The organism is Pontibacter pamirensis, assembly GCF_010015475.1.
GTDB lineage: Bacteria > Bacteroidota > Bacteroidia > Cytophagales > Hymenobacteraceae > Pontibacter > Pontibacter pamirensis.
Genome location: NZ_SSNI01000041.1, coordinates 34,490 through 52,212, shown reverse-complemented (window position 1 = coordinate 52,212; position 17,723 = coordinate 34,490). Strand labels below are relative to the sequence as shown.

Below are 17,723 nucleotides of genomic sequence, written 5' to 3'. Positions count from 1 at the left end.
TCAGCCACGCCACCACGAGCCCTCCTACAATACCGGTTATAACACCTGAGAACAGGGGCGCCCCTGAGGCAAGGGAGATGCCCAGACACAGAGGCAAGGCAACAAAAAACACAACCAGCCCGGCAGGAATGTCTTTGGACAAATTGGCCGTGACATCATTATACTTTTCTTCCATAGATACAAATTAATATGTTGTGAGATTATACTTACCTTCTGTGGTAAGCACGAGGGGTTAAATTAAGCCGCTCACATAAAAATTAGATTAAAATCAAATTAAAACAAAATTCAAATCAGATTAACTCAGGTCTTATGGTCCAAAGGGGGCTATTGCCAAGTTTTTGGATAACTGCTCCTATAGGGCTTGCTGATCTATAAAAAAAATTTCACGTGCTTCTGCGCCGGATTCAGAAGCGCGTGAAGGAGCTGGGTGTATTAATTACTCAGCGCTACCCTTCGACAAGTAGTGTTAGCAAACTCATCGGTGCTGTAAACAAGGCTAATTGGTTACCAACCGCCCGGTAAGGAGCCAGGCAACAAAGACCAACGGCAGGAGTCAGGCAGCAGCTAATTATGTTAGTTACCCTACTAATCCACCCTTACTTCCTCTTTTACTCCCAGCTGCGCGTTGATCAGCGGAGTTTTAGGAGCCAGGAAAAAGCCTGTGAGGCTGGCAAACATGATGGGTATAAAGTGATGAAAGCCCGTGAGCGTGGAGAGCAGAATGATGGTGCTGATAGGTGTGCGGGTAACACAGGCGTTGATGGCGGCCATGCAGCTGACCATGATGAGCGGCAGGTTCTGTCCGGGGAAGGCAGCGTTCACTATCATACCCACGGTGGCACCTACAAAAAACAGCGGAATAATGAAGCCGCCGCGCCAGCCAGAGGTAACCGTGAAGGCAATGGCCAATATCTTCGCAACGAGGAGGATAAACAGAAACTCGAGCGTAAACTGCTCCTCCAGCAGCAGGTTCAGTTCATCGTGGCTGAAGTAGCGGGAGAGCGGCACGAAGTATGCGATAGTGCCTATCAGCAGGCCGCCCACCGTCATCTTCACGTAGATCGGCACCCGAAGCTTCTTGAACAGACTACGACACTGACGCACGGTGAAGATAAACAGCCAGCCAGCCGCCGTGCCCGCCAAAGCATAGAGCATGGCATAGAAGAAGTCGTTGAGTTCAGGAGCGGAGTAAACCGGGAAAGCCCAGGTGGGGCCGATGCCGATGTGTGTAATCAGGATAAAGATAACGTAGCTGGAGCAGCTGGCGACAAAAGCCGGAATCAGCGCCTGATAATACTCCACCACGTGCTTGTGGTGCAGAATCTCAAGGGCAAACAAGGTGCCGCCAAGCGGTGCGCCGAAGAGGGCCGTGAAGGCCGCGGCCATACCGGCAATACTAAGCGAGCGGAGGTCTTCGCCTCTTATTTTGAGCTTGCGTGCAACCCAGGTGCCGGTAGAGCCCACCACCTGCACGAGCGGTGCCTCCGGACCCGCGCTGCCGCCACTGGCGATGCACAGCCATGAGGAGAGAATCATGGCAGGGTTGTTCTTTGGCTCCAGCCGACCGCCCTTGAAGCGGACGTTGTTGACTATAAGGTCCATCTCGCCCGGGTCTCCTAAAAAATGTATGATCAGGCCTGCCAGTAAGCCTGCGCCAGCCATCACAGCAATCACGTACAGCCCCTGGAACTGAGCCAGGAAGTGCAGCAGGGCCTCCAGTATGATCCAGTAGGTGCCGGCTATGATGCCGCCTATGATGCCGATGGCCACCCACAGCAGGAAAATCTTGCTGAAGACAAAGGGGTTAAACTGCAGGGGGTAGTTTAGTTGGTTGCGGAGCGCTACGGCCAGCCTTCTTCTCTTAAAATCCATCGGGCAAAGGTACGGAATCAAAATAAATCCCTCCGTCCAGCATCCGGTACTTGCCAGTTTCCTATAGGAAAGTTACTCCGGCAAAGCTACCTCCTGCTAAAAGAACTAAGCCCTTTCCTGCATTACAGTTCGCAGGAAAGCTTCGCCCATAACTGGTGTTATGAACTGTGTTAAAAAGCAACTGTATTTATGTTTTTTTAGGCGCTACGTTTAACAATTTTCAGTGTAAACTTCTCCGGACCTTACGATACCAAACACCTGTTTTATCAGCTTGTTCATCTCGGCCACCAAGGCTACTTTCTTTGCTTTTCCTGCCGCAACCATCCGCTCATAAAGCTTTCGACAAGCTTTGTTGTGCACCTTTGCCGCCATGGCACACATGTAGAGCGTGGCCCTGATGTTTTTGTCCCCAAACCTGCTGATGCCTCTATATCCTCTTATCGAGATACCCGACTCATTGATGCAGGGGCAGAGCCCGATGAAGGCGCTGAATTGCTTTGCTGAGACAAAGTTCTTGAACCCGCCAGAGACTACGATAAGCTCTATGGCAGACTTCTTACTGATGCCGGGAATGGTCTGCAGCAAGGAGTAAAGTTCTTGGCAGTGCTTCTCAGCCGCTTGCTGCATCTGGCGCTCCAACTCTGCAATTTGCTTTTCTATACTCGCCAAAACTGCCTTACAGGCCTTGACTGCGGCTTTGTCGGCTTCCTCTAGCTGCGCCAGGGCATGCAACTGGTTCAGGAAAGAGCGCTTGCTTTTGACAAGTAGCTTCAAAGACATGCGCTGTGGCAAAGAGCTTCTTCAAGACGATGAAAACGGAAATGGTGTACCACCACAAGTTTGCCACCATAGCAGAGGCAAAGCTGGCTGTGTTTGAGTACATCGAGAGCTTCTACAACCGGAAAAGGAGGCATTTAGTGTTTGGATACCTGACTCCTTGCCAATATGAAAGCCTGTTGTACAACCAGGCAATGGCTGCAAATGGGTGAATAAAGCCACAGGGCAGGAGGATTACCAGGCATATGCTTTCTTTCCCCTTTTGTCATAATATTTGCTTACTCAGAAACCTAGTATTATTGTGTTTACTATGTTTACTGTGTAACTGTAGTAATACCATGTTTATGTTTGCTTTCTCTTAAGCTGTAGTTCATGCTTGCATTGCCGTGGAGAAGAAACGGTAAGTATAGTAAACAAAGTAATACGGAGTTGCTTTGTTTACTATACTTACTATGATTATTCAATAGTATGCGGGTGGCGCCTGCTTTGCGCGGGGGGGGGGGGGGAAGCCACATTTCCGGCAGCGGAAGAATGGAGCGCAGAGATGAGGCTGGCGGAAGGGTGGCCAGTTAGACAGTCCCCCCTTTTCCTCTTAGACACACCTGCCGTACCAGATAGAACGGCCTTTTGGTTTTACCCCTATCCTTCAGGCGGGGTTTTCTTTTCAACAGTTACAGCGTCCGCCTCCAACTCCTCTCCCCCGCTTCTGGTCCCATCACGAGCCGGCAAGTAAAGGGAACCTGGCGCACCACAACTCCTTTAGCAGGTTTAGTTTGAAGCTGCCCGTTCCCTTGTCACGTATAGTGTCATGAGCAGCCAGGGGAGCAGCGGATCCTTCTTTGCTTGGGCTCTCTGACAGCTTAACCAAATGCTCAACCAGTTAAACAAATGCGAAGCGGTAGCAGAAATGTGCTCTCTGACAAAAGGGAGAAGGAAAGTAGAACAAGGCGGGGGGCAACAACCTGGGAGAACATTATGACCGGAATCCTGCGCCTAAAAACCAGCCCTGCCTCCTGGCCGGCAGTAGCGATGATGTGCTTCCTCCTGCTCTTTTTCGCACCGAAGGAGGCAAGTGTTTTGGCTCAGGATGCTCCGCAGGAGGAGGTGGTTGATTCTGTGGCAGTAGTAGAAGAAGAAGCGATAGAAAATTTAGTGGCGAACCCATCAGACACAGCTTCCCGCGATAGTACTTTGGTAAGTGCCAGTAAAGAATCGGCGAATGAGGCCATCGGCGCCCTGCAGAAGCTCTGGGACAGCTTCTACTTTAACCTGCCCAAGATGCTGATTGCCATGGGCATTCTGGCGCTCGCCTGGCTCCTGGCAAAGGCGCTCCGGGCACTGCTCCAGAAAACAATCGGCCGCTGGCAAAGGTCCAGCGCCATCACCACCCTCGCCCTTATTGCGGTATGGCTGCTGGCCATCGGTATAGCCGTGAGTGTGGTCGCCGGTGACATTCGGGCGCTCGTTGGCTCTTTTGGCCTGATAGGCCTGGCCCTCTCCTGGTCCCTGCAGACGCCCATCGAAAGCTTTACCGGCTGGCTGCTCAACTCCTTCCAGGGCTACTACAGGGTAGGGGACCGCATACGGGTGGGGGAAGTGATAGGAGATGTGTACCGCATCGATTTCCTGACCACCACCGTGTGGGAAATAGGGTCCCCGGAGCAGCCGGGGTACGTGCAGGCAGAGCGGCCTACCGGCAGGATGGTCACCTTCCCCAATAACGAAATCGTGACAGGCACCATCATCAACCTCACCGGCGACTTCCCTTATGTGTGGGATGAGCTGAGCGTGGCCGTGGCCAACGAGTCTGACATGGAGCTGACTTTGAATGTTTTCGAAAGGGTAGCTCTGGACCTGCTGGGCAGTTATATGGCTGAGCCGGCACATCTGTATGAGAACCTGTTGCGGAAAGCCGGCCTGGAGGACGCTGTGCCCGACAAGCCACAGGTCTTTATCTCGCTGCAGGACTCCTGGACCAACATCACCATCCGCTACCTGGTGGGGGCACGCGAGCGCGGAAAGTGGAAGAGCGAGGTCACTCTGCGCATCCTGCAGGAGATGGCCAAGCCAACCTACCTTGAAAAGATTATACCAGTGTACCCGCGGCAACAGGTGCAGTACATCAGCCCGGATGGTGTGCCTGTGGATGCAATGTGGTTCAGGAATGCAGATGATGAAAGTGCTTAGTTCAGGCAGCAGGAAAATAACCTTTGGTAATGCATATGATGAACAAAGTAATCTTCGCACTTACAGCTCTCCTCTCTTTAGCCGGTTGCTCCCAACCGGGCGAACCTCGCGGGACTGAAACCCTTTATGTACTATATCTGAGGTGATGGGAATCTGGAAAGTGTACACCTGGTGTATGAAGACGGCCGGTACGGTGCCGACGAGCAGATAGGCCAACCATCGCGGCGGTAGGGAGTACCGCTGATTATATCTTCGCCAGAAGAGCGATAGGCAATGAAGAGGGTTGATACGTTCTAAAAGTGGTCAAAAGCGGGCTGAGGAAAGGGGCGTTGGACCCCGCAAAAGCTGAATCCGAAGAAAAGCTACGGGCGCTCTGCATCTCCAGCGCTGCCAGGTTCGACAGAACTTTTGAAATAGACAAGAACCGGTGGCTGAAGGCCTAGGCCTTCAGCCACCGCAGTGCCACTTCCTTCTTTATGAAGGTCTGGAACGGGTAAGGGAGGGTGTGCTCGCCCACCTGCCTGGCCTGCCGGTCCCTGGTCGTAATATCCTTTACGACCAGGGCAACCTTCTTTACGCGCGTGCACTTAAGCCCTTCCATGAACATTATTTCAGGGTCCGGCTGTCCGGGTGCAGGGAGGGCAGCGTTCCGTACATCAAGCAGGAGGTGGGCAATGTCAAAGTGCCTGACAGTAGTCACCACCTGGTCCAAGGCATGCTGCATCTCTGGGATACTGCTTTCGGCCCAGGGCCACTGCACCAGCAACACATCGCTGGATGGGTCATATTCCGTTATAAACAGGCCACTTGCTATCTTCATCATAGGGAACCCAGGCATACACAGTGCCTCCGGGGCATTTTTCAGAACAAAAGTACGAAAAGGGAAAGGACCCGCAAGCAAAGGATGGGTGCAACTACTGAAACGCACACAAAATACTTATATGAGCTGAGGATGTCGTTTACCATAAAAGTAGATATGGAACTTCTGTAATTTCTGCGCAAACTGAGCGAAAGCCAGTGAGGCACTTCTTCAGGCTGTCTTTGGCACTAAAATTGGACGGTTTTACCAGAGAAGGCGATTGGCCGATATCTGTAGTTAACTGTAACACCTATCCCGCTTACACGTTATAGATACTTCCCAATCCCCTTTAAAATCTATTTTTAACCCAATCCTTACATCTTATGGAATTAACAAAGAAAGTGAAAGGGACTATTGCAACTGCATTTGTAATGGCATCTATGTGCTTTGGATCTGCGGCGTCCGCTCAGGGAACAGCAACTCCTCAACCCCAGAATCAGCAACAGCAAACAGAGAATTTCTCTGAAGACGAATTAAGAACGTTTGTGCAGGCAAGTGCAAAGGCCATGACAGTTCAGCAGAAAAGCCAGGAAGAAATGCTGGCTGTTATTGAGAAAGAAAATCTGAGTTTTGATAAGTTCACTGAAATGATTCAGGCTCATCAGCAACAGAAGCTGAAGGAGGTAGAGGCAACGCCGGAAGAATTTGCAGCCTTCAACATTGCGGCGCAACAAATTGTCGAAATGCAGCCTAAAGTGCAGGAAGAAGTGCAGCTAGCCATTGAAGAAGAAGGATTAACAGTAGACAAGTTCGAGAGGATCATGCTTGCTTACCAGCAAGATCCAGCCGTCCAGGCTAAAGTGAACAAAATAGCAGAAGAGCAGCAGCAGTAGCCTTACCCATTTAAACAAGACAAAGAACCCCGGGTGCTCACCTGGGGTTCTTTGTCTTCAGGGGTCGCTATATAAGCCTCTTTTGCCATTCCCTCTCAGGCGGATTCTACAGTGGCCAGAAGTACAGTATGAGCGGAACGCCCAAAAGGAGCAAGCCCAGCGTGACAGGCAGCCCCATTCTCCAGTAATCGCTGAACCTGTAGCCTCCAGGCCCCATCACGAGCGTGTTGGACTGGTGGCCGATTGGGGTGAGGAACGCACAGGACGCACCCACGGCAATCGCCATCAGGAACGGATCTGCCGAGGCGCCAAGCTCACCGGCAATGTTGATGCCGATGGGGGCCATGAGCACGACAGTGGCGGCGTTGTTTATCACATTGGACAGTGCAATAGTGATGGACATTGTTATTGCCAGCACCAGCCACACCGGAAGGCAGTCACCGATGTTGAGTATCTGGCTCGTGATAAGGTCGGCGGCCCCGCTTGTCTCGAAGGCCTCGCCTACAGGTATCATAGCCGCAAGCAGCACGATGACAGGCCAGTCAATGCTTGTGTACATCTCCCGCAAGGGAAGTATCCTGGAGATGACCAGCACAACTGCGGCCATCATAAAGGCTATCTGTACCGGCAGCAGACCAAGCACCACCGCAGCAATGGCCATTATGAAGATGCTCAGGGCAAACACAACTTTCCTGGGCTTCCCGATGGACAGGTTCCTTTCGGCGAGCGGGAGGCAATGCAAGGCTGTAACGGCATCGCTGAGGTTGCCGCTTCTGCCCTGGAGCAGCAGCACATCGCCAGCCTTAAAATGCACTTTCCCGATTCTTTGCCAAATTTGCTTCTCGCGCCGCGCGATGGCCAGCAGGTTGATGTTGTAGCGGGAGCGCAGGTTTATGTCGATAGCCGTCTGGCCGATAAGGGGTGAGTCAGCCATGACAATAGCCTCCAGGTTAAAGATCTCCTCTGAGCCAGCCGCCTGCTTGCGCACCTGTTTCCCTCCGACAAGCTCTGCGTCTGTGTTGTCTACAAACGTTTTGAGGTTGTCCGTATCTGCCTCCAGAATCAGGATATCCTCCTCCTTAAGCTTCTCGGAGGGTGACGGGGCATGCAGGCGTATGCCGTTCCTGATCAGGCCCAAAGCGAGCACCTCCGTGTCTGCCACCCTGTTCATTTCCGCGATAGAGACACCGTCGAGTTTGGAGCCTTCCGGTACCCTCACCTCCGTTACGTAGTTCTCGATCTGGAACATGCCGCTGGAGGAGCCCTGGGTTTGCCTTTTGGGCAGCAGCCTCCAGCCGGCAAGGGTGATAAAAAGCAGTCCGGCGATAGCAAGGGGAATCCCAACGGGGGCAAAATCAAACATGCCGAATGCCTCTCCCGCAACATCCGCCCTAAAGGTGGCGATGATGATGTTGGGCGGCGTGCCGATCAATGTCACCATGCCCCCGAGTATGGAGGCAAAGGCAATAGGCATCAGGAGATAGGAGGGTGGGTGCCCGCTCTTTCTGGCCAGTTGTACCGCCACCGGCATGAGGATGGCCAGGGCGCCGATGTTGTTCATGAACGCTGAGGCGACAGTGACGAAAAGGGAGAGTATGACGATCTGGAGTATCAGGCTATCGCCGGCCTTAGACAGTAAGCGCCCTATCTGGTCAACCAGCCCCGAGTGTTGCAGTGCCTGGCTGATAATGAGCACAGCGGCCACCGTGATTACGGCAGGGTGCCCGAAGCCGGCAAAGGCATCTTCGGCCGGCACTATACCGAATACAACCAACACGAACAGGGCCAGCAGCGCTACAATATCATACCGCAGCTTCTCCCACACAAAAAGAGCAAGTGCGGCAGCAAGGGTCAGGAATACGATGATTTGCTCCATCAATCTGTTTAAGGTTAGCAGGAATCAGGTTATATGGAGGCGGGGCCTCTTCTCATGGGCCTTGGTGTGGGAAATAAGACTTTCGCCAACACCCCTCATTCGCCTGCATACACACGCAAGAAGACGGGTTTACACACAGGAGGTTATAAATATTCCTCGTAGAGAGAGTCAACCTCAAAGCTTTGGGGGTATATGACAATCCTGCTGTTCTCGTAGAAGTGTTTCTCCAGTTTCAGAGGTATCCTGTCAAGCGTGCTCATGTAGGAAATGGAGCCTCTTCTGGCGGCGACGGACACGATAATGTCCTCCACGCTGATATGCTTAGACAGCACCCAATAGTCTTCCCAGGCGTCGAAGTTCATGAACCTGACATCTGCACTTACAGCGCTCTGCGCCATGAGCATCCGGATAGCCTCTTCCGACCTCTTATTGCAATGGCAGGTAAGGGTAAGGCTCAGCTCCTGGGACAGTTTGAATATTTTGCCTAACCAGACAGGAAAGCCCTTTTCCTTCTGAGCAAGCGGAGGGCATATCAACACGATTGCCCGGTGTGTGACCAGGGGTTTTTCGAAATGGCAGATAAAGATGTTCTTGTCCGTCGACTCCAGCAGGCTCTCTGTCTTCTCACCTATGTACTTTTCCAGAATGGTCGGCTTCTTGGGCCAGCCAAGCACGATGGTGTCTGCCATGATTTCCTTCGAGATGCGTGCTATCCCGCTGGCCACATTATAGTCGATTGTGGCTATAACGCTCACATCCGTTTCAGTGGCCGAGGCCATGACCACCGTTTGGTCTAGTTCTTTGCGCGCCTTCTGCAGGTTAGCCTCTGCATCGCTGTCGTTGAGCACCACCGAGAGCAGCGAGATCGGGTTGGGGGACTTCCTGTCCTTGATCAGCACGGCGAACTCCAGCAGCTTCCCGATGTTAGCGGTGTTGGCGACAGGCAAAAGGATATGCTCCTCCTGCAAGTCGCCCCTCTCCGTTGCCCTAGGCAGCGAGCCGTCTTCAGCCATAACAGTTTTTCTGGCGGCATGCTCTGTCACGAAGGAGGCGACGACACAGGTAGCCAGAATGAGGATGATAGTGCCGTTCAGGATGTTCTCATCCAGGATACCGGCATTATAGCCCACCAGGATTACGGCAAGCGTGGCTGCCGCGTGGGCGCTGCTCAGGCCGAAGATCAGGTTTCTCTGCACGCCTGTGTATTTGAGCACAAGCTGGGTCAGGAAAGCCGCTATCCATTTCCCTGCAAGGGCCACCACCGTTAGAGTGGCGGCAACGATCAGCGCCGCCGGTCCGCTCAGGATAACGCTCACGTCAACCAGCATGCCCACGCTTATCAGGAAGAAGGGGATAAAGATGGCGTTGCCGATAAACTCAATGCGGTTCATCAGGGCCGAGGAGTGCGGTATCAGGCGGTTCAGGGCAAGCCCGGCCACAAAGGCCCCGATGATAGGCTCCACCCCGGCAACCTCTGCCAGAAACGCCGCAAAGAAAACAACCGACAGCACAAAAATGTAGTGGGAGGTGCTCTCGCTTTCCAGCTTCCGGAAAAACCATTTGGCAATACGCGGGATCACCAGGAACATAATGGCCGAAAATATAGCCAGCGAAGTAATAAGCCGGATCCAGAATGCCTGCCCCAGGCCACCCTGGGAGGAGCCCACAATCACAGCCAGGATCACAAGCACCGCCGTGTCCGTGAGAATGGTGCCTCCCACTGTCACGGCCACCTCCTCCCTTTTGGAGATGCCGAACTTGCTCGCTATGGGGTAGGCAACCAAGGTATGCGTGGCAAACATGCTGGCGGTCAGAAAGCTGGCGTCCGCTTCATAGGCCAACAGGTAATAACAAACCGGAAAGCCGATAGCCAGAGGAATGATGAAGGTAAAGAAGCCAAACAGCAGGCTCTTGTATTTGGTTTTCTTGAACTCATTCATGTCCAGCTCCAGACCGGCTATGAACATGATGTAGAGAAGGCCGATGGTGGAGAAGAGGTTCACAGCAGAGTTCCGTGCCAGGATGTTAAGGCCGTAGGGCCCGATGATGACACCGGCAAGGATCAGGCCGATGATGCCCGGGACCCTGATTACCTTCAGCAGAATGGGGGCGAGCAGAATGATAAAGAGTATCAGGGAAAAGATAAGCACTGAGTTGTCGAGGGGGGTATCGAACTCGTGTAGGAGATGTTCAAAGAAGCCGTTGTCCATGTTTTTATTGTGGTTGTGTCTTTTAAAGAGGCTCTCAGCTACCTTCAGCAGAAGAATCGCCTGATAATCGGTTTCACCGATTATGCGCTGCTGTCAAAGATAATGATAAACAAGGAACGGTCTGCCCTGTACAGCCGCCGCACGCATGGGAAGGACAAAGGGTGTAGGACAAGCCAGGAGGGAAGCCGCTGTAACTGTGCTTACGAAAATTAACGATTCAAAGAGAGCTAAAGTGGAGCATGCTGGGCTTTTTGAAATAGTGCTGGGCACCGACGGAGGGGAACTGGCCTGGTGGCAGAAGTCGGTGCGGGCGATAGCGGTGTTCTTCGCCGCTTTGGTGATTTTTCGTGCCGGCAATACCCGTATACTCGGTAAAAGCTCTGCTTTCGATATTGTCCTTGGTGTCGTGTACGGCGCTGTTTTGAGCAGGGCCATTACCGGCAACTCCCCTTTTTTACCCACCCTGGCAGCTGCTTTGGTGTTGGTGCTCAAAGCAGTAGCTGCTGTTGCCTATCGCTCTGACTTTGGGTTCGGCAAACTTGTGAAGGGAAAGTCTGTGAAGCTGATAGTGGAAGTCAACCGAAAGCAGGAAGTCCTGAGGAAGCATAGCATTGAAAAGAATGATGTTGAGGGGGTCCCTGCGCAAGTCCGGCAACAAAGGTGACCTGAATCGTATAAAGTGAGCTTATCTGGAGCGAAGTGATGAGATAAGCTTTATCTTATATGATGGAACAGAACAAAAGTAGCATTGCCCTACTTAGCTGTCTCTTGCATCAAGGAGACGTACCAAAGCCAGGGCTTCTGCGTTGAAAGCTATGAGCGGCTACTGCACAGTTCGGCCGCAGCGTCGGGAATCTGAGGGCGAGCTGTGCCAGGAACTTGAAATAGTATAGAAATGAATGTTGTCGACATGAGGACGGGCTACCTGCTCGCTGGCTTTTCTGATTTTGAGTCGGCTCTTGCAGCCACAGAGGAGCTTTGCGGAAAAGGGTTCAGGGTAGCTTACCTGAACGAGACGAGCCATGTGAGGGAACAGGAGGTAAAAACCTTCGCCAGGAGCTTTGAGGCTGCGGACGGAAGCAAGTACCAGAACTACCATTTTACAAGGAGAGAGCAAGCGAAGGCAGGGGCAAAGGAAAGCTTCAGGACCGCTCTGGAAGTTTTAAAGGAAAAAAACAGCTTTAAGCCCAGATATATTATTGTTTTCAATCCAAAGTGAATGTGCCTTTCATATCGGAGGCTGCTGCTCCTGCTTCTAAGACAGCCATTTGCCCTGAAGCATGACTGTAGCCCCGCTGCCCCTGAGGCAAAGGCCTCACGGAAAAACAACGTAGAAGGTAAAACCATGAAAAGACTGTCCCTCCAATGGCTCTACAGCCTCGTCTTCCTCATCTTCCCCATGCTCGCCAGCTGCGCACTTACCCTTGATCACCTGCTTGGGGTCGGGTTCTGGCTGTCTCTTCTCATCATCGCGGAGGCCTTGACTGTCTCCTGCTTCTTTTTCAGGCTGTCCCGGATGGGCTAAGGAGAAGGTGTACTGGCAGCTACCCCTGCAGGCGCAGCCGGGCCGTTTCGTTGGGATGCTGCTTGAGCCGGTGCGCACGGAGCCGGTGTCAGGGCTTGGCCTGACCGTTGTCGGGCCTCTCGATGCCGAGCTGCCCTGCCCGCTTTTCCCACCTCTCGCGGGCCCACTTCTGCAGGTCCTCCACCGCGTCGAACTCATCGGTGATCTCCAGGCCCAGCAGCGTCTCGATGATGTCCTCCACCGTCACCACGCCCGCCGTGCCGCCGTACTCGTCCACCACCAGCGCGATGTGCTCCTTTCTCTCCATCAGGCGGGAGAACAGCTCCGGCACCGGCATGCCCGGGTGCACGGCCTGGATAGGGCGCTTGATCTCGGCCAGCGAGAGCCCGCCCTGGCCCTGGATGATGCGCTGCAGCACCTCGTCCTTGAGCACAAAGCCCGTGATGTGGTCGATGGAGTCGTCGAAGACGGGGATGCGGGAGAAGCGCATGTTGGCCGAGTTGTCATAGAACTCCCGGATGAGCTGCTCCTCGGGGGCCGCCTTGATGACGGTGCGGGGCGTCATGATGTGGCTGGCCAGGATAACGTTGAAGCGCAGCACGTTGTTGATGACCCGCGACTCGTCCTGGTGCAGGATGCCCTCCTTTGTGCCCATCTCGGCCATGGCCGTGAAGTCGGCCCGGCTCAGCACGCTCTTTCCCTTGTCCTGCTTGAGGCGCTTGGTGATGAACTGGGAGAAGAGGATGATGGGGTAGAGCGGGGAGTATATCAGAATCTTAAGTGTGCGCACGGTGAAGGGAGTGAGCTGGCGCCAGTAGTTTGCCCCGAGTGTTTTAGGTATTATCTCCGTGAGGATGAGGATGACGATGGTGAGCACCACCGAGACAATCGTCAGTGCCTCGTCTCCCCATATCAGCTGGGCCTGCGCGCCCACGCCTGCGGCCCCGATGGTGTGGGCGAAGGTGTTGAGGGTGAGAATGGCGGCCAGCGGCCGGTCGATGTTGTCCTTGAAGTGCTGCAGGTCCTCACCGAGCGAGGGGTCCTGCTGGCTGACCACGCTCACATGCGAGGGGGTGATGCTCAGCAGCGAGGCCTCCAGCAGGGAGCAGAGGAAAGAAAAGACCAAGGCGATTGTTAGGTAAAGAAGCAGTAGACCCATTGAAAAGACTGTGTTGTCAGGTTTGAAGTTACTAAAATAAGGCCCAAAAGGCCAACGGCTATGCCCCCAGCTCCACCCCCATGGCCAGCAGGGCGAGCAGCACGACCCCCAGGCCAATCCGGTAATAGCCGAAAAGCCTGAAGCCGTAGCGGGTCAGAAAGCCGATGAAAAAGCGGATGGCGGCCATGGCCACCACAAAGCCCACCAGGTTGCCCAGCAGCAGCAGCTTCAGGTCCTGGGGGGCAACCGCCTCCAGGCCTGCCTGTATCTTCGCCCAGTCGAGGCGAACCAGGTCCCCCACCTCCAGCCCAAGCAGGCCGGTGGTGAGCTTGTAGGCCCCTGCCGCCAGCATGGTCGGCACGGCCAGGAAAAAGGAGAACTCGGCGGCGGCCTTCCTGTCCACCCCCTGCGTCAGCCCCCCGACAATGGAGGCCGCCGAGCGCGACACGCCCGGCACCATGGCCACGCACTGGCAAAGGCCGATAACCAGCGCACTGCCGTGGGAGACGTGCTCCCTCCGGGCGCGGGCAAACCACCTGTCCACGAAAAGCAGCACCACCCCGCCGGCAATGAGCATGAGAGCCGTGACGAGCACGCTCTCGAGCAGGGCGTCGATGACATCGCTGAGCAGCAGCCCGAGGAAGGCGGCGGGGAGGAAGGCCAGCAGCAGCTTGGCGTAGAAGGCGGGCCCCTGCACAAACCGCCTCCAGTACAGAACCACCACCGAGAGGATGGTGCCGAACTGGATGTTGACGGTGAAGACCTTTGTTATCGGCAGTTCGCTGATGCCCATCAGGCTGGAAGCGACAATCAGGTGCCCCGTGGAGGAGACGGGCAGAAACTCAGTCAGGCCCTCGAGGATAGCCAAAAGGACGGCTTGGGTATAGCTCATTGCGTCAGCTTTTTCATACAGAGGCCCTTGCCCGGAGACTCCGCATACAGGGGGCGCAACATGGGATGGGCTGGTTCACGTGATACAGGAGGCGGCCCCTTAGTCACCTCCCCCTGAACTTCTTGGCGATGAAGTAGACAATCAGCACGATGATAACGATGATGATAAGCGCGGTCCACATGCCGAACTCAAACACGTCGCCGACAAAGTCACAGCCGCCGAGCGTGAGGGAGAATAAAAGGAAGACGAGGCTGTAGAGCCACCGAAGAGAGAAGTTTTTCATGGTTTTATCAGTACATGGTTATTTTCTGAGGCCTCCATCTGGCTTTCAGTGAGGCCGCAATATATGAGAGTACCCGATTTGAAGGGCGTAGGTTACGCCTGGCCAGTAGGGCCGTTTCATTCTACATTTTTGTCATCCTGTTAAGGATCTTGTGGGCTAGTAGCAAAGGCTTAACCTCCCATCTACCAGGTTTCCTAACAGAATGACAGTGAATTTAACTTCTTATTCTTAGAATGAAACGGCCCTAACGCCTGGCCAGGGCGCAGTGCAAATGGCAGCAACGAACCACGCGGTTGGATACCCGTAAGACTATACACGAACTAAACAACCATAATTATGAAAAGAGGTTTCCTATGGATGCTCCTGGCGGTTGGGGGGCTCACTGCCTGCAACAACCCGGAAGGGAGTGTGGAGAATGACACCATGGCCGATGCGACCGAAGACACCGCTGTCGTTTATGAGGATGAGCGTGGGGCGGTGGCAGCGGACGGTGTGGAGGTGGTCGATGTAGAGGAGGAGTTCTGGGCTGACGTGGACTGGGACGCCCCTGTTGCGCAGGACCCTGAGATGTCAGCCGCCGGTGTGGAGCTGCGCTCCGGCAACCGGTACAACATCTACACGCTGGAAGACCGGGTGCTCTTTGACACGGACAAGGCAGAAATCAGGCCTGAGGGCGTGCAAAAGCTGCAGGAGATAGCACGTGAGATAAAGGAGCTGCCGCAGAAGGGCCCTATCCGCGTATTCGGGCATGCCGATGCCCGCGCCGGCAACGAGTACAACAAGGAGCTCTCAGCCGAGCGGGCCAGGGCTGTGCAGGACTGGCTTCAGGGCACAGGGGGCATTGACGCCGGCCGCTTGTCTATCGAGGCGATGGGCGAGACCGCTCCAATAGCCACGAATGAGACAGCCCGGGGGCGCCAGCTGAACCGTCGCGTGGCTATTTTAGTGGTTACGGGTGAGTAGTAGCCGCCTCAATAGGCTCTATAGCCTCCCGCGGCGGCTTCACCCCCTCTGGTAAAACAGCCATGTCTCCTTCAGGAGGAAGTCCAGTACCTCGTTTTCCCCAGGAAGAGGACGGCAACAGGCCCGAGAGCAAAGGGCTTGTGTACCGGCAGACAGTGCTGCATTGACCTAACAAAAGTTTGGGTTCTCTTGCTTTCTCTAGGGGCAAGTGCCGGCTCATGCGTTAGCCGTCTTTCATGATGACGCTTATCTGGCCGCTGCGCTCCAGGTAAGCAAACCTGATGTCGCCCAGGTCGCCCTTGCTGCCCGACTCGCGCATGGCCTCCCGGAGATCGTCCTCTGTAATGCTGTGCTTTCTGAGCGTCTGCCGCTGCAGCTTCCCCTCCTCCACTAGCTTTACGTGCTTGCCCTTGGCAAAGTCGCCGAAGCCGAAATCAGAATGAAAGGCGACAGCAGCCAGCCCCTTGTGCAGCAGCACCAGCACTAAAACAGCCACCAGGGTAGGGAGGAAGGGAGAGTTGCCGGTGACGGCCCGGCTCAGGACAGAGCCGTAGATAATCCCCAAAACTATGTCGAAAGCAGAGTTTTTGCCGAAAATGCGCTTGTTGCCAATTCGGAGGATCACCAGGGCGGCAAAAAAGACCACCACGGCGCGCAGAGACATCTGCCACCACGTGAGCGTCTCTGCGTCAGTTCCGAGAGCTGTTTCGTAAATCTCAACCATACTACCCCTCCTCAAACGGGGACTTTCCAGAAACGTTCTGGAGCCATGCTGGGCCACTGCCTGCTCTTCCGAAGGGCCCCTGCATCACCTTCCCCTAAACAACCTGAAAAAGAAGCAGAAGGTAAGCAAGCCCTCCGCGATGATGAGAAGAGGCAACCAGAACCCGACCCCAAGCAGGTGGCTAAGGGAAAACGCGCAGCTGGCGAGCGTAAGGAAGAAGGAGAGCAATAAGAGAAAAACGAGGAAATAGAGCCACCGAAAGGGTAGGGGTTTCATGGTTTTATCTTGCACGTTGTTTTCCCCTCAGTGTCAGAGGGGCTACGGTCATGCTATTACAGGGGTACCCGTTTTTGAGGGAGAAGGTTGCGGTTCCCGCTGCTTCAGGTGCAACTGCTGGAACAGGAAGTTCATATCACCCCGAACCAGCTCATCCCGGCCAGGGCGCAGAGCAGCACCCCGGCACAGGCCTCGGCGTAGTTCTGCCACCGGGCCGCCAGCTTCCCGCCCGCCCACATGCCCAGCCAGGTGTAGAAAACGGAGAAGGCGGCGATGGCGGCCGCCAGCAGCAGCGGCGAGAGCTCCCCGGGCCGGAGGCCGAGGCTGAAGCCGGCCACCAGGTTGTCCAGGCTCAGGCCCAGCTCCAGGACCACCAGCCCCTTCCAGGTGGTGAGGCGCCGGGCCATCTTCTCATCCGTGCTGGCGGGCCTGGTGGCCGCGTAGAAGGCCACGCCCGCCAAGCCCAGCAGGATGAGCACCGAAAGGGCGGAGGCGGCCTCCCCGACCAGGGTGGAGGCCTGCTCGCCGATCCAGTACCCCACCAGCGGCATACCGAACTCGAAGACGCCGAACACCAGCAGGACCCGCCACCGGCGGGCCTGCCGGCCCAGGGTGCCGATGGCCAGGGCGGCGGCCAGGTTGTTGGAGCCTATCACCAGCCCCGAGAATAGCAACGTAGTGAGCATGAACTTTTAAATATGGAGCGCCCCTTCTTTCCCCTTTTGTCACCCGGAGAGGGCACGTGGCTCAGGTCGGGGCACACTGTCACAAAAGACGGGAAAAAGGCCGGGAGCCGCTGACTTACTTTCAGCGGCTCCCGGCCTTTTTCCCTGTCCCTCCTGGCTGGCTGGCAAAGACGCTGGGCAGGAGGGACTTCAGCAGTCTGTCTTCTTTTAAAGTTTGTCTATCCACTCCTTGATTTCGTGCTTGGCCTTGCCCAGCTTCTGCTGCAGCCTGCCCAGCCACTCATCCTGCTGGCCCTCCCCATAGGTGAGGTCATCGTCAGTTAGGTCCCCGTAGCCCTGCTTCATCTTCCCTTTCAGCTCGTTCCAGTTGCCCTTTGCTCTGTATTCTGTCTCGTCCATGGTGCTTGTCGTTTGGTTAAAGTTTGTTTACAGCTTAGCTAACGCGACCCGCAACGGAAGGTTTTGACCCCCTCTCCCCACCGGCGCGCCAGGCTCTCTCCGGGACCGGGGGCAGCCGGCAGGCGCATCAGCATGAACAATTCGCGCAGACTCCCGTTGTTTATGCTATGACACATGCAAACATGGGCATGTTTGCATGTAT

General features: G+C 54.8%; 21 protein-coding genes. 8 read left to right on the top strand and 13 right to left on the bottom strand.

Going from position 1 to position 17,723, the window contains the following annotated elements; all coding sequences use genetic code 11:
• From E1919_RS22595 to E1919_RS22585, 3 genes are all read right to left on the bottom strand, one after another.
• Positions 1–175 (bottom strand): SulP family inorganic anion transporter (locus E1919_RS22595; protein WP_262888754.1); only part of this gene is annotated, 175 nt, incomplete at its 3' end.
• A 410-nt stretch (positions 176–585) separates the two neighbouring features.
• Positions 586–1,872 (bottom strand): chloride channel protein, encoded by a 1,287-nt coding sequence (locus E1919_RS22590; protein WP_162055678.1) that lies wholly within the window; start codon positions 1,870–1,872, stop codon positions 586–588.
• Between the two features lie 210 nt (positions 1,873–2,082).
• Positions 2,083–2,652: a transposase gene (locus E1919_RS22585; RefSeq protein ID WP_162055677.1), complete on the bottom strand. Its 570-nt coding sequence runs from the start codon at positions 2,650–2,652 to the stop codon at positions 2,083–2,085.
• Positions 2,653–2,657: 5 nt separating this feature from the next.
• Between E1919_RS22585 and E1919_RS22580 the strand changes: the two genes are divergently transcribed.
• The 3 genes from E1919_RS22580 (at position 2,658) to E1919_RS28170 (ending at position 4,982) form a co-directional block, all read left to right on the top strand.
• Positions 2,658–2,861, top strand: coding sequence for an IS3 family transposase (locus tag E1919_RS22580; protein WP_162055676.1), 204 nt, complete (start codon positions 2,658–2,660; stop codon positions 2,859–2,861).
• 763 nt (positions 2,862–3,624) lie between these two features.
• Positions 3,625–4,836 carry a mechanosensitive ion channel family protein gene (locus E1919_RS22575; protein ID WP_162055675.1) on the top strand — a complete coding sequence of 404 codons (1,212 nt, stop codon included), beginning with the start codon at positions 3,625–3,627 and terminating at the stop codon, positions 4,834–4,836.
• 29 nt (positions 4,837–4,865) lie between these two features.
• The gene (locus E1919_RS28170; protein ID WP_394351810.1) at positions 4,866–4,982 is read left to right on the top strand and encodes a lipoprotein; all 117 of its coding nucleotides are present in this window, start codon (positions 4,866–4,868) and stop codon (positions 4,980–4,982) included.
• A gap of 293 nt (positions 4,983–5,275) precedes the next feature.
• Here E1919_RS28170 and E1919_RS22565 read toward each other — a convergent pair whose 3' ends face one another.
• The gene (locus tag E1919_RS22565; protein ID WP_162055673.1) at positions 5,276–5,659 is read right to left on the bottom strand and encodes a hypothetical protein; all 384 of its coding nucleotides are present in this window, start codon (positions 5,657–5,659) and stop codon (positions 5,276–5,278) included.
• 359 nt (positions 5,660–6,018) lie between these two features.
• On the opposite strand from E1919_RS22565, the gene E1919_RS22560 reads away from it, so the two are divergent.
• On the top strand, positions 6,019–6,528 hold the full coding sequence (locus tag E1919_RS22560; protein WP_162055672.1) for a DUF4168 domain-containing protein: 510 nt from the start codon (positions 6,019–6,021) through the stop codon (positions 6,526–6,528).
• 106 nt (positions 6,529–6,634) lie between these two features.
• On the opposite strand, the gene E1919_RS22555 is transcribed toward E1919_RS22560, so the two are convergent.
• Both E1919_RS22555 and E1919_RS22550 read right to left on the bottom strand, forming a co-directional pair.
• The gene (locus E1919_RS22555; RefSeq protein WP_162055671.1) at positions 6,635–8,404 is read right to left on the bottom strand and encodes an SLC13 family permease; all 1,770 of its coding nucleotides are present in this window, start codon (positions 8,402–8,404) and stop codon (positions 6,635–6,637) included.
• Between the two features lie 143 nt (positions 8,405–8,547).
• On the bottom strand, positions 8,548–10,614 hold the full coding sequence (locus tag E1919_RS22550) for a cation:proton antiporter (RefSeq protein WP_162055670.1): 2,067 nt from the start codon (positions 10,612–10,614) through the stop codon (positions 8,548–8,550).
• A 145-nt stretch (positions 10,615–10,759) separates the two neighbouring features.
• Between E1919_RS22550 and E1919_RS22545 the strand changes: the two genes are divergently transcribed.
• Both E1919_RS22545 and E1919_RS22540 read left to right on the top strand, forming a co-directional pair.
• Positions 10,760–11,278 carry a DUF421 domain-containing protein gene (locus E1919_RS22545; protein WP_162055669.1) on the top strand — a complete coding sequence of 173 codons (519 nt, stop codon included), beginning with the start codon at positions 10,760–10,762 and terminating at the stop codon, positions 11,276–11,278.
• A 231-nt stretch (positions 11,279–11,509) separates the two neighbouring features.
• A complete protein-coding gene (locus E1919_RS22540; protein WP_162055668.1) occupies positions 11,510–11,833 on the top strand; it encodes a hypothetical protein in 324 nt (107 codons plus the stop codon).
• Between the two features lie 96 nt (positions 11,834–11,929).
• On the opposite strand, the gene E1919_RS22535 is transcribed toward E1919_RS22540, so the two are convergent.
• The 4 genes from E1919_RS22535 to E1919_RS22520 form a co-directional block, all read right to left on the bottom strand.
• On the bottom strand, positions 11,930–12,217 hold the full coding sequence (locus tag E1919_RS22535) for a hypothetical protein (protein ID WP_162055667.1): 288 nt from the start codon (positions 12,215–12,217) through the stop codon (positions 11,930–11,932).
• 10 nt (positions 12,218–12,227) lie between these two features.
• On the bottom strand, positions 12,228–13,298 hold the full coding sequence (locus tag E1919_RS22530) for a CNNM domain-containing protein (RefSeq protein ID WP_162055666.1): 1,071 nt from the start codon (positions 13,296–13,298) through the stop codon (positions 12,228–12,230).
• Between the two features lie 58 nt (positions 13,299–13,356).
• Positions 13,357–14,190 (bottom strand): undecaprenyl-diphosphate phosphatase, encoded by an 834-nt coding sequence (locus tag E1919_RS22525; RefSeq protein WP_162055665.1) that lies wholly within the window; start codon positions 14,188–14,190, stop codon positions 13,357–13,359.
• Between the two features lie 103 nt (positions 14,191–14,293).
• Entirely contained in the window at positions 14,294–14,473 is a 180-nt protein-coding gene (locus tag E1919_RS22520; RefSeq protein WP_162055664.1) for a hypothetical protein, read from the bottom strand.
• 336 nt (positions 14,474–14,809) lie between these two features.
• Between E1919_RS22520 and E1919_RS22515 the strand changes: the two genes are divergently transcribed.
• On the top strand, positions 14,810–15,436 hold the full coding sequence (locus E1919_RS22515) for an OmpA family protein (RefSeq protein ID WP_162055663.1): 627 nt from the start codon (positions 14,810–14,812) through the stop codon (positions 15,434–15,436).
• Between the two features lie 223 nt (positions 15,437–15,659).
• Here the strand turns inward: E1919_RS22515 and E1919_RS22510 are convergent, their stop codons facing one another.
• The gene (locus E1919_RS22510; RefSeq protein WP_237144793.1) at positions 15,660–16,160 is read right to left on the bottom strand and encodes a DUF421 domain-containing protein; all 501 of its coding nucleotides are present in this window, start codon (positions 16,158–16,160) and stop codon (positions 15,660–15,662) included.
• Positions 16,161–16,205: 45 nt separating this feature from the next.
• On the opposite strand from E1919_RS22510, the gene E1919_RS22505 reads away from it, so the two are divergent.
• Positions 16,206–16,391, top strand: coding sequence for a hypothetical protein (locus E1919_RS22505; protein ID WP_162055662.1), 186 nt, complete (start codon positions 16,206–16,208; stop codon positions 16,389–16,391).
• Positions 16,392–16,567: 176 nt separating this feature from the next.
• Here E1919_RS22505 and E1919_RS22500 read toward each other — a convergent pair whose 3' ends face one another.
• Both E1919_RS22500 and E1919_RS22495 read right to left on the bottom strand, forming a co-directional pair.
• Positions 16,568–17,122, bottom strand: a complete 555-nt coding sequence (locus E1919_RS22500; RefSeq protein ID WP_162055661.1) for a manganese efflux pump MntP — start codon at positions 17,120–17,122, stop codon at positions 16,568–16,570.
• A 207-nt stretch (positions 17,123–17,329) separates the two neighbouring features.
• Positions 17,330–17,521, bottom strand: coding sequence for a CsbD family protein (locus E1919_RS22495; RefSeq protein WP_162055660.1), 192 nt, complete (start codon positions 17,519–17,521; stop codon positions 17,330–17,332).
• Positions 17,522–17,723: the final 202 nt, after the last annotated feature.